This window comes from Solidesulfovibrio sp. (assembly GCF_029978005.1).
Lineage (GTDB): Bacteria > Desulfobacterota > Desulfovibrionia > Desulfovibrionales > Desulfovibrionaceae > Solidesulfovibrio.
Map to the genome: position 1 here is coordinate 1 of NZ_JARKOZ010000149.1, position 11,168 is coordinate 11,168.

At 66.2% G+C, this 11,168-nt stretch carries 8 protein-coding genes; 4 read left to right on the plus strand and 4 right to left on the minus strand.

The annotated features are described in order from the left end of the window. Window positions 1–1,939, plus strand: a 1,939-nt coding sequence (locus Q1K70_RS16970; RefSeq protein ID WP_300162015.1) for a monovalent cation:proton antiporter family protein, incomplete at its 5' end; no start/stop codon positions are given. Here Q1K70_RS16970 and Q1K70_RS16975 read toward each other — a convergent pair. From Q1K70_RS16975 to Q1K70_RS16990, 4 genes are all read right to left on the minus strand, one after another. Beyond that, window positions 1,936–2,799, minus strand: a complete 864-nt coding sequence (locus Q1K70_RS16975; RefSeq protein ID WP_300162019.1) for a delta(1)-pyrroline-2-carboxylate reductase family protein — start codon at window positions 2,797–2,799, stop codon at window positions 1,936–1,938. The genes Q1K70_RS16970 and Q1K70_RS16975 overlap by 4 nt on opposite strands. An 80-nt stretch (window positions 2,800–2,879) precedes the next feature. Next, window positions 2,880–5,957 carry an efflux RND transporter permease subunit gene (locus tag Q1K70_RS16980; RefSeq protein WP_300162021.1) on the minus strand — a complete coding sequence of 1,026 codons (3,078 nt, stop codon included), beginning with the start codon at window positions 5,955–5,957 and terminating at the stop codon, window positions 2,880–2,882. A gap of 1 nt (window position 5,958) precedes the next feature. Then, window positions 5,959–7,176, minus strand: coding sequence for an efflux RND transporter periplasmic adaptor subunit (locus tag Q1K70_RS16985; RefSeq protein ID WP_300162024.1), 1,218 nt, complete (start codon window positions 7,174–7,176; stop codon window positions 5,959–5,961). Between the two features lie 191 nt (window positions 7,177–7,367). Beyond that, the gene (locus Q1K70_RS16990) at window positions 7,368–8,477 is read right to left on the minus strand and encodes a transporter substrate-binding domain-containing protein (protein ID WP_300162027.1); all 1,110 of its coding nucleotides are present in this window, start codon (window positions 8,475–8,477) and stop codon (window positions 7,368–7,370) included. Window positions 8,478–8,677: 200 nt separating this feature from the next. Here Q1K70_RS16990 and Q1K70_RS16995 point away from each other — a divergent pair, with 200 nt between their 5' ends. The 3 genes from Q1K70_RS16995 (at window position 8,678) to Q1K70_RS17005 (ending at window position 10,900) form a co-directional block, all read left to right on the plus strand. Then, window positions 8,678–9,976 (plus strand): peptidoglycan DD-metalloendopeptidase family protein, encoded by a 1,299-nt coding sequence (locus tag Q1K70_RS16995; RefSeq protein WP_300162030.1) that lies wholly within the window; start codon window positions 8,678–8,680, stop codon window positions 9,974–9,976. Between the two features lie 170 nt (window positions 9,977–10,146). Next, the gene (locus Q1K70_RS17000; RefSeq protein ID WP_300162033.1) at window positions 10,147–10,431 is read left to right on the plus strand and encodes a hypothetical protein; all 285 of its coding nucleotides are present in this window, start codon (window positions 10,147–10,149) and stop codon (window positions 10,429–10,431) included. Further along, complete coding sequence (locus Q1K70_RS17005; RefSeq protein ID WP_300162035.1) at window positions 10,421–10,900, plus strand: DUF2335 domain-containing protein; 480 nt, start codon at window positions 10,421–10,423, stop codon at window positions 10,898–10,900. Before Q1K70_RS17000 ends, Q1K70_RS17005 begins: the two co-directional genes overlap by 11 nt. The last annotated feature ends 268 nt before the right edge of the window (window positions 10,901–11,168 follow it).

The window sequence follows — 11,168 nt, forward strand, 5'->3', positions numbered from 1 at the left end:
CTTCGGACTGGCCGTCGGCGTCATCCTGGTCTGCCACCGCCTGAAGATTCCGGCCCTGGTGGGCTTGCTGCTCACGGGCGTGGTCTGCGGCCCCCATGGCCTGGGACTCGTGCGCTCGGCCCACGACGTCGAGATCCTCTCGGAAATCGGCGTCATCCTGCTTCTTTTCACCATCGGCCTGGAACTGTCCCTGTCCGACCTCTCCCGGCTCAAGCGGCCGGTCTTCTACGGCGGCACGGCCCAGATGCTTCTGACCTGGGCCTTTTTCTTTTCCCTGCCGCTGTTCGCCCTGCACCTTTCCGGCGGCTCGAGCGTGCTGCTCGGCATGCTGGCCGCCCTGTCGAGCACGGCCATCGTGCTGACCACGCTCCAGGAGCGCGCCGAGATGGAAGCGCCCCACGGCAGGGTGAGCCTGGGCATCCTTATCTTCCAGGACCTGCTGGCCGTGCCCATGACCCTGGCCGTGCCCCTCCTGGCCGGGCGCACCTTCGGCTTCACCAACTCCATCGTCTTCACCGTGGGCAAGGGCGCGCTGGTGCTCGTGCTGCTGGTGGTGCTGTCGCGAAAGCTCATGCCGAAGCTCCTCCTCGCCATCGTGCGCACCCGCAGCCGTGAACTCTTCCTGCTGACGGCTCTCGGCATCTGCATGGCCGTAAGCCTGCTCACCGCCGCCATCGGCCTGTCCCTTTCCCTGGGCGCGTTCCTGGCCGGGCTGCTGCTTTCCGGTTCGGACTACCGCGAGCACCTGCACGAGGCGGTGCTCCCCTTCAAGGACGTCTTCACCTCGCTTTTCTTCATCTCCATCGGCATGCTTTTAAACCTCGCCCCGGCCATGGAGCACATCTGGCAGATTCTCGGGGCAACGGCGCTTCTGCTCATGGTCAAGGCCGTCATGGCCGGCGCGGCCACGCGCATCCTCGGCTACCCCACCCGCACCGCCGTGCTGGTGGGCCTGGCCCTTTGCCAGGTGGGCGAATTCTCCTTCATCCTGGCCAAGGCCGGCTTCGACCGGCACGTCATTTCCGAGCATTTCTACCAGAAGTTCCTGGCCGCGAGCATCCTGACCATGGTGCTGGCCCCCTTCATCATCAAGGCCGCGCCCCGGGTGTCCCTGGTGCTGTGCCGGCTGTTCGGGGCGCGGGAAACGCCCCTCGAGCCCCTCGTGCCGGGGATGCAGGGCCACATGATCATCCTTGGTTTCGGCGCGGGCGGCCGGCAGCTGGCCCGGGCGGCCAAGGCGGCGGACATTCCCTACGTGATCCTGGAGATGAACCCGGACACGGTGCGAAACGAACGCCAGAAGGGCGAGCCCATCCATTTCGGCGACGCCTCCAAGCCGGGCGTGCTGGAGCACATCGGCGTGCAGGAGGCCAAGGCGTTGGCCGTGGTCATTTCCGACGCCGCGGCGGCCAGGCGCACGGTGGAGATCGCCCGGTTCGAGAACCCGGCGCTCTACATCGTGGCCCGCACGCGGTTCAATTCCGAGATCAAGGCCCTGCTCGAACTCGGGGCCAACGACGTCATCGCCGAGGAGTTCGAGGCCTCGCTGGTGGTCTTCGCCCGCGTGCTGGCGAAGTTCATGGTGCCGCGCGACGACATCGAGCGCATGGCCCAGGACATCCGCCGCGAGGGCTACCGAGCCATGCTGCCCGACTCCCTGGCCTCCATGGCCGGGGCCGCGCCGGACAAGTCCCTGGCCGGGCTGCACGTGGCGGTCTTCACCGTGGCCGAGGCCTCGCCCCTGGCCGGGCGGACGCTGGAGGAAGCGAGGCTGCGGCGCGCCCACAACCTGACGGTGGCGGCGGCGCGGCGCGGCGAGGAGTTCGTGCCCAATCCCGACGGACCGTTCCTGCTGCACCCCGGAGACCGGCTCTACGTCATGGGCACGGCCGAGGCCCTGAAAGACGGGGCGGGGTTGTTTAGGGCGGACAGCGCCTAAAGGCAGGCCTGCCTGGCCGCCGCCAGATCGAAGAGGGCATGGCCCACGGTCTTGAAGACCACGGGGCCGGACGGCTGGGGCGGCCCGTCGAGCGCGTCCTCCAGGGCCGTGACCGTGGCCCAGTCCACGCCCGCGCGCAGATAATCCCCGGCCTCCTTCCTGGCCGAAGCCCAATCGTCCACGAAAAGCGAAGCGCGCGAAACGAGCCCGGCCGGCGTCTCGGCCGCCCCGGGCGTGAACGAGCCTACGGCGGACACGAAGACGTCGTCGCGCACGGCGTCGGGGTAAACCGGCTCCCGGCTGGTGGTGGCCGTGACGACGAAGGCGGCGCTGGAAACGGCCATGGCCGCGTCCGTGGCGACCCGGGCCCGTATCCCGTCCCCGGCCAGCTCCCGGGCCAGGGCCTCGGCCCGGGACGTCGTGCGCGAGACGATGGTCACGTCCGTGACGCCAAGGCCCTGGGCAAAGGCCTCGGCGTGGGCCTTGGCCTGGGCCCCCGCGCCGAAAAGGCACAGCCGGCCCTCCTGGTGCGGCGCGAGCAATCGGGCGGCCAGCAGGCTCACCGCCGCGGTGCGCCGGGCCGTCACCTCCTTGGCGTCGAGCACGGCCAGCTTGCGGCCGGTTGCGGCGTCGAGGACCAGCACCTCGCCCTGGATGACGGGGAGCTGCAGCTCACGGTTGCCCGGATGCACGGTGATGTTCTTGACGATGGCCACGTCCGCGTCCGCCGCCGGCATGGAGAGGAGCATCCCCCCCGGCACGGGCACGACCAGCCTTTCCGGCGCAAAGGCCTTTCCGGCCTTCCTGGCCCGGAACACCCCGACGATGGCCTCGGACAATCCGAGATAATCGAACAACATGGGCCAACCCTCTTTCGGGAGGTCCGGGGGGAGCCGTCGCCCCTCCCGGCCGCCGGAGGCCTTTTTCTTCTTCTCCGCCCCTACGCCCTGCCTTCCTTGTCTTCCTTGTGCCCGGCGAGCCAGCTCTGGAGCTGGTCCATGTAGGTGTAGAAGACCGGCGTCAGGTAGAGCGTGACCATCTGGGAAATGACGAGGCCGCCGGCCACCACCAGGCCCAGGGGCTGGCGGGCGTCGCCGCCCGCGCCGATGCCGAAGGCGATGGGGAGAATGCCGGCGATGGCCGCCACGGTGGTCATCATGATCGGCCGAAAGCGCACGATGCAGCCCTCGAACACGGCTTCGAAAGGCGTCTTGCCTTCCCGCTCGGCCTCGATGGCGAAGTCGATGACCATGATCGAGTTCTTCTTGACGATGCCGATGAGCATGATGATGCCGATGAAGCCGTAGAGGTCGAGCTGGCGGCCGAAGACCAGCAGCGTGATCAGGCCGCCCAAGGCCGCCGACGGCAGGCCCGACAGGATGGTGATCGGATGGATGAAGCTTTCGTAGAGGATGCCGAGAATCAGATAGATGATCATGATGGCCAGAAAGAGCAGGAACGGCACGCTGGCCAGCGACTGCTGGAAGGCCGTGGCCTGGCCCTCGAAGAGGTAGCTGATGTTGGAAGGCAGTTCCTTTTTGGCCAGGTCCTGGATGGCGGTCACGGCCTGGCCCAGGGAATACTTGCCGGCGGTGTTGAACGAGATGGTGACCGAAGTGAGCTGGCCGGTGTGGTTGACCACCAGCGGCCCCACGCCCTCGGACATTTTGACCAGGCCGTTTAAGGGCACCATGATGGGGTTGCCGCTGGCGTCGACGCTGCTCGACCGGACGTAGAGCTTGTTGAGCAGGTCCGGCCGGCGCTGGAACTCGGGCTGCACCTCGACGATGACCTTGTAGGTGTCCGTCGAGCCGTAGAGGTTGGTCACCTGGCGGGCGGCGTAGGCGGTCATGAGCGCCGTCTCGATGGAGGAGGCGCTGATGCCCAGGGCCTTGGCCTTGTCGCGGTCGATGTCGATGAAGACCTGCGGCCCGTCGGTCTGCATGTCGGTGTTGACGTCGGTGATCTCCGCGAGTTTTCTCATATCCCCGGCCATCTTGCGGGCCGCGGGATAGAGCTCGCCGGGATCGGGCGAGAGCAGCGTGAACTGGTAAAGCGCCCTGGTCTGCCTGCCGCCGATCTGGATCGACGGCGGGTTGTACATGAAGGTGAACATGTCGGGCAGTTGGGCCAGCTTGGGCCGCAGCTCGTCGATGATCTGCTGGGCGCTGCGCTTGCGCTTGTCGAAAGGCGCGAGCAGCGGGAACATGGCGGCGTTGTTCATGGAGGTGTTGGGGCCGCCGACGCCGACGACGCCGATGAACTTGAACACGTCCGGGTCGGCCATGAAGATGCGGCCGACCTTGAGCACGCGCTCCTTCATGGTCTCGAAGGAGGCGCTCTGCTCGGCCATGCCGAAGGCGTAGAAGATGCCCGAGTCCGTGGCTGGGATAAATCCCGTGGGGATCACGGTGAACAGCCAAAAGGTGAGCCCCAGGATGCCGATGGAGAGCATCATGACGGCGAAGCGCCAACGCAGGGCGAAGTGCAGGGACTTCTCGTAGCCGCGCTCGATCCATTTGAAGAAGCGGCCGGACTCGGAGATCTTGCCCGAGAGGAACCGGCTGCACAGCATGGGCGTGAGCGAGAGCGTGACGAAACCCGAGACCAGGATGCACAGGGTGATGGTCACGGCCATCTCGTTGAGCACCCGGCCGAGGATGCCGGCCATGAACATGATGGGGATGAAGACCACGGCCAGGGACAGGGTCATGGAGATGATGGTGAAGCCGATCTGGCGCGCCCCGTCCAGGGAGGCCTGCATGATCTTCTTGCCCATCTCGGTGTGGCGCACGATGTTCTCGATCATGACGATGGCGTCGTCCACGACGAACCCGACGGCCAGGATGATGGCCATGGCCGAGAGGTTGTCGATGGAGAAATGGAAGAACACCATGATGGAGAGCGTGCCGATGAGCGCCGTGGGCAGGGCCAGGCTGGCGATGATGGTGGCCGGAAGGTTTTTCAGGAACATGTAGACCACGATGACGACCAGGGAGATGGACAGCAGCAGGGTGAACTGCACGTCGTCGATGGCGGCCTTGATGGACACGGAGCGGTCGTAGAGGAATTCCAGGTGCACCGAGGGCGGCAGGGTGGCCTCGATGCCGGGCATCATGGCCCGGATGGCCTGCACGAGCTGGATGGTGTTGGTGCCGGCGGCGCGCTTGACCGCGATGACGAGGCCCTGCTGCTGGTCGAAAAACGCGGCGTTCTTGTCGTTTATCGTGGAATCGATGGCCCGGCCGACGTCCTGCAGGCGCACGGGGTTGCCGTTGCGGTAGGCGATGATCTGGCGGTTGTAGGCCGTGGCGCTGGTGAGCTGGCCCTGGGCCTTGATGGTGAAGAGCTTGTCCAGGCCGTAGAGGGAGCCTGTGGGCAGCATCACGGTCTCGTTACTGAAGGCGCTGGCCACCTCGTCCACGCCGATGCCCAGCGACGCCAGCTTGTCCGGGTTGACCTGGACGCGCGGGGAATAGGTCTGGTCGCCGTAGACCGCCACCTGGGCCACGCCGTTGATCATGGAGATGCGCTGGGCGATGTAGACCTTGGCGTAGTTGGTGACCCTAAAAAGCGGCATGGTGTCGCTGGAGACGCGGATGTAGATGATGGGCATGTCCGCCGGATTGACCTTCTGGAAGGTCGGCGGCGCGGGCATGGTGCTCGGCAGGCTGCCCTGGGCGGCGTTGATGTAGGTCAGGACGTCCGTGCCGGCGCCGTCGATGTTGCGCGACAGGTCGAACTGGAGCGTGATGGTCGTGGCGCCGAGCGAATTGCTGGAGCTCATGGACTGCAGGCCCGCGATGGACGTGAACTGGCGCTCGAGGGGGGTGGCCACGGCCGAGGCCATGGTCTGGGGGTCGGCGCCGGGCAGGGAGGCCGTCACCTGGATGGTGGGGAAGTCGATGCTCGGCATTTCGCTGATGGGCAGCGAAAAATAGGAGACCACGCCGAAAAAGACCAGCGCGGCCATGAGCAGCGTCGTCGCGACCGGACGCTTGATGAAAAGGTCCGTCATTTCACTTCCCCTGACCTTCGCCGCCCGGGCTCAGCCCCTTCTTGTCCTGGCCGGCCACGGCCGCGGGCGAAACCGGGCCGTCCTTGTAGGTCTGGGCGTCCACGATCTTGACCGGCACGCCCGGGAAGAGTTTGATCTGGCCGGAAGTGATGAGCCTCTCCCCGGCGGACACGCCCTTCTCGATGACCGTTTCCGGGCCGATCTTGCGGCCGGCGGTCACCTTGCGCATCTCCACGGTGTTGTCGGGCTTGGCGATGAAGACCGACACGCCGTCCTGGGTCTCGGCCAGGGCGCTGGACGGCACGAGGATGGTGTCGGCCGTCTCGGTCAGGACCACCGTGGCGTTGACGAACTGTCCCGGCCACAGGAACCGGTCGGTGTTGGGGAACTCGCCCTGGAGGGTGATGGTGCCGGAACTGACGTCCACCGTGTTGTTGACGACCGTGAGCTTGCCCTTGGCGGTCTTCTCCGGGCGGTTGGGGTAGGAGGCCTCCACGGCCAGGGCGCCCTTGGCGGCGTGCTCGCGGATCTCGGGCAGGTATTTCTCGGCCACGGCGAACTGGACGTTGATGGGCTCGATCTGGTTGATGGTGACGATGATGTAGTCCTCGGACTTGATCAGGTTGCCGGTCTTGTACTGCTGCAGGCCGACCACGCCGGTGCAGGGCGCGTTGATGTAGCAGTAGCCCAGGTTGACCCTGGCCTTGTCCACGGACGCCTCGTCCACGCGCACCTGTTCCAGGTCCTGCTGGTAGGCGGTGTGCTTCTGCTCGTAGTCGTCCTGGCTGATGACGGCCTGGGCCACGAGGTCCTTGTAGCGCAGCCAGTCGCGCTTGGCCTGGGCGGCGGTGGCCCGGTCGCGGGCCAGGGTGCTGACCGCCTCGTCCAGGGCGGCCTTGTAGGGAGCCGGATCGATGAGCAGCAGCGGCTGCCCCTTTTTGACGATGTCGCCCTCGGCGAAATAGGTTTCCTTGAGCACGCCCGAGACCTGCGCCCGGACGTTGATGGTGGTCAGGGCGTAGACGTGGCCGATGCCGTCCACGGACAAGGGCGCGGTGACGGCCTTGGCTTCGAAGACGGTGACCTCCACGGGCGTGGGCGCTTCCGCCTGGGGCTTGCCCCTGTCGCAGCCGGTCAGGGTCAGGGCCAGAAGCGCCGTGACCAGGAGGAGCGGCCACCTCGAAAACCTTTGGGCATATTGCGGAAATAAAGCGGACATGGATGCGGTCTCCTCTCGGCGGGTGCGTCCGGAAAGGCCTTGGCCGTCGGCGCAAAAGCCTCCCATGGGGGGGACTTGCACCAAATCCCCTATTCCATTTATAAAGTCAAGAATATGGCAAACCGCGTCGCGGGAACGCCCCATACGCCGCCGGCGCTTGCGCCGGGCCGGGAGCGGCCTTTCCGCCGCCGTCAATGGGCCCCCGCCCTGTCCAGGTAGGGGCCGAAGACGCGCATGCGGTAGTCGTGGTCCTCCATGCGCCGCAGCAGGGCCACGTTGACGGCCTTGCGCAGGTCCGATCCGGGCGGAAAGGCGAAGCCGTAGAGCTGGGGGTCGAAAAAGCCCGGCAGCACGCGGATGACGCCCGGGAACACATGGATCTGGTAATAGAGCAGGATGGGCCGGTCGTGGACGAAGGCGTCGATCTCGCCCGCGGCCAGGGCCGCCAGTCCCTTGTCGACGTCGTCGTAGGGCCGCGCCCCGACATGGCTGGCTGCCAGCTCCTCGGCCGACGAGGCGTCGCGCACCACGCCCACGCGCACCTTGTGCAGGTCCTGGGGGCCGTGCACGGCCCCGCCGATGCTCTCCACGGTGAGAATCGAGGTGATGCCGGCCGTGAACGAGGCGAGAAGCGCCACCGAGGCGAACATCCACACCAGGGCCACGGCGCGGCCGGCCATGGTCTTGGGCGTCGTGTCGCCGTAGCCCACGGAGGTCATGGTCACGGCCGACCACCACAGGCCGTCGCCGATGCCCTTGCCCCCGGGCCGGAAGTGTTCGGGGTTGCGCCGGCGCTCGATGGCCCAGACCACCATGCCGACCAGAAGCAGCAGGACCAGCAGCGAACCGATGTAGGCCAGGGCCTTCGGCGAAAAAAGCCGCTCCAGCACCGCGCCGACGGCGTCCAGGGAATGCCTGGCCGGCACGGCGATGCCAAGCCCGGTGTAGTAGAAGGGCTGGGAGAAATCCATGACGCCCTCGCGCTCCGGGGTGATGGAAAGCGCCGAGACGCCGACGTCCACCTCGCCGGAGCGCACGGCCGCGAGCAGCCCGTCGAGGGTGTATTCGCGAATCTCCGAAACAAGGCCCACGTCCCGGGCGACGTCGCGCCACAAGGCCAGGGCCAGGCCGTGGAAATGCCCGGTGTCGGTCTTCTCCAGAAACGGCGGCGCCACCACCACGCCCAGGCGCACGTGGCGCGCCTGGACAGGCTGGGCCGGCGGCGACTCCTCCTGGGCCCGGGCGGCCGGGGAGCATCCCAACAAACAGGCCGCGGCCAGCAGCCAACACAGGCGTCGCATCAATCCTCCTCCATCCGTTCGGCCGGGGCGGCGTGGAAAGCGCTGTCGCGAAGGTTCGGGTTCACATCGTTTCGATTTCCTAGCGCGTCGGGGACTTGCGGGCAAGTCCCGGCCCGCGGCGCGGGCGAAGGACAGGCAGGCGCACTTGCGCTGCCCGCGCCCGGTCGCTATGACACGGGCGCAACGAAGAGGAACCCGGCATGAAAAAACTCGTTTTCGGCGTGATCCTGCTGCTGGCCGTCATCGGCGCGGCCTGCGGCTATTTCCTTCTGACCGACACCGTCAAACCCACCGTCGACCTTTCCCCGGCCAGCGACGTGGCCGCCCCCAAACGCGAATTCACCCTGCGCCTGGCCGACGCCGGCGCGGGGCTCAAAAACGCCAAGGTCACGGTGACCCAGGGCGACAAGCAGATCACCCTGCTCGACAAGACCTTCGACGCCCCGGTCAAGGAGGCCCAGGAGAAGTTCACCCTGGAGCCGGCCGGCCTTCGCGACGGGACCTTCGGCCTGACCGTCACGGCCACGGACCGGTCCCTGGCCAATTTCGGGGCCGGCAACACGACCCGCCTGGAAAAGAACCTGACGCTGGACACCACGCCCCCGCGCGTGGAGGTGACGAGTCTGGCCCACAACGTGCGCCAGGGCGGCGTGGGCGCGGTGTCCTTCACCATAAACGAGGAGCCCGAGAGCGCAGGCGTGGTCGTGGGCCAGGACTTCTACCCCGCCTACAAGCTGGAAGCCGGCAAGTACTTCGGGCTCTACGTCTTTCCCTACGATATGGACCCGAAGAACTTCGTGCCCAAGGTCAAGGTGACGGACCGGGCCGGCAACACGGCCATCGCCTCGTTTCGCTACCAGGCCATCCCCCGCAAGTTCCGCCAGGACAAGCTCAACATCTCCGACGCGTTCCTGGAATCCAAGATGCCGCAGTACTACGACGTCATCACCGACACCCGGGACAACCTGCAGATCTACCTGCGGGTGAACAACGACGTGCGCAAGCAAAACGCCGTGTTCCTGCGCGAGCTGGCCCAGAAGTCGGCCCCGACCATGCTCTGGGACAAGAAGGCCTTCCTGCGCCTGCCCAACGCCGCGCCCAAGGCCGGCTTCGGCGACCACCGCACCTACTACTACCAGGACAAGGAGATCGACCAGCAGACGCACATGGGCGTGGACCTGGCCTCGCTGGAGGCCGCGCCGGTGCCCGCGGCCAACTCCGGCAAGGTGGTCTTCACCGGGTTTCTCGGCATCTACGGCGAGACGGTCATCATCGACCACGGCCTGGGGCTGCAGACCCTCTACGCCCACCTGCGCCACATCGACGCCAAGGTCGGCCAGGAAGTCAAAAAGGGCGACATCATCGGCAGGACCGGCGTCAGCGGCCTGGCCGGCGGCGACCACCTGCACTTCGGCGTGCTGGTCGGGGGCCAGGAGACCTCGCCCATCGAATGGTGGGACCAGCACTGGATCGACGACAACATCCTCAACAAGCTGTAAAACGGGACCACCTGGGGCACGCTGCCGTCCCCGCGCCTTGTCTTGACTTCCGGCACGGACTGCTTCATTTGTCGCATGGAAGGTTCCGCTGAGGATATGATGAGAGGAATTTTGTCACTCGCCTGGACGGTCGAGAATCCACACCAGGACGGTTGGGAGCGCAGCGCGCCATGCCAAACACCGATTTTCTGCGATACCTCACGGATGGCTACAAGAATATGTTCGATTTTTCATCAAGTTACAGCAGCAGCCTCTACGAAAGCTACTTGATCGAAGTTTCCTCTCGGATCGACACCGACAAACTGCGCTCGGACTGGAAGAACATTGAAAAGGACATTTTCCATTCCATCCTGCGTCTTGCCCTGGAAGATGCGGATTTTCAGCAAAAACTCCTCGAGGTGATGACGGAGCAGCAGCATTGCGAGACTGCGCAGGGACTTGAAAATGAAAAGTAGCGCGCCCGAGGCGACGGACCCGCTCGAAGGGCAGGAGCATGGGGACGACGCCCACTCGTTGCGGCTTTCCTCGCTCGCCAAGGACACGGAGGAACTGCTCGACAAGTTTCCGGGCAAATCCAAAAAGCAGCTCATCGCCGCCATCGCCAGCTACTCCGGCCCCCTCGCCCACCCTTCCTTCGTAAAAGGGTATGAAGAAATCCTTCCGGGCGCGGCCGAACGCATCCTGACCATGGCCGAAGCGGAAGGCAAACATCGCCGCGAACAGGAATCCAAAGTCATCCATTGCGAGGTCCGGTGCAAGACCACCGGGCTGTGGCTCGGCTTCGCCATCGGCATGCTGGCCATTGCCGGCAGCTGCGCCGTGGCCATCTTCGCCTCGCCGCTTGCCGGAACGACTCTCGGCATCGGCTCCATCGCCTCCCTTGCGGGAGTCTTCGTCTACGGCAGCAAGAAGAGCGCGAAATAACGGCCGGGAAAAACATCCGAACGCAAAACGGCCGCCCGGGTTCTCCCGGGCGGCCGTTTTTTTTCCGGGAGGTCCAGGAGGGGCCGTCGCCCCTCCTGGCCGCCGGAGGCGTCTTCCTGTGTCCTTTCCGTCCGCGCCCTACCACGTCTTCAGGCGCTGCGCGGCCCGGGCCTCGGCCTGGTCCTGGACGGAGTCGAAGCCGGCCTGACGCAGGGGGGCGTGGACCGTGCCCGGCCCGTCCCAGGGGGCGTCCAGCACCGGCTGGGGG

Excerpts from the sequence above, each read along its gene's own strand:
- Q1K70_RS17000 (WP_300162033.1), top strand. The coding sequence starts at position 10,147 with ATGCCAAACACCGATTTTCTGCGATACCTCACGGATGGCTACAAGAAT.
- Q1K70_RS17005 (WP_300162035.1), top strand. The coding sequence starts at position 10,421 with ATGAAAAGTAGCGCGCCCGAGGCGACGGACCCGCTCGAAGGGCAGGAG.
- Q1K70_RS16985 (WP_300162024.1), bottom strand. The coding sequence starts at position 7,176 with ATGTCCGCTTTATTTCCGCAATATGCCCAAAGGTTTTCGAGGTGGCCG.
- Q1K70_RS16975 (WP_300162019.1), bottom strand. The coding sequence starts at position 2,799 with ATGTTGTTCGATTATCTCGGATTGTCCGAGGCCATCGTCGGGGTGTTC.
- Q1K70_RS16990 (WP_300162027.1), bottom strand. The coding sequence starts at position 8,477 with ATGCGACGCCTGTGTTGGCTGCTGGCCGCGGCCTGTTTGTTGGGATGC.
- Q1K70_RS16995 (WP_300162030.1), top strand. The coding sequence starts at position 8,678 with ATGAAAAAACTCGTTTTCGGCGTGATCCTGCTGCTGGCCGTCATCGGC.
- Q1K70_RS16980 (WP_300162021.1), bottom strand. The coding sequence starts at position 5,957 with ATGACGGACCTTTTCATCAAGCGTCCGGTCGCGACGACGCTGCTCATG.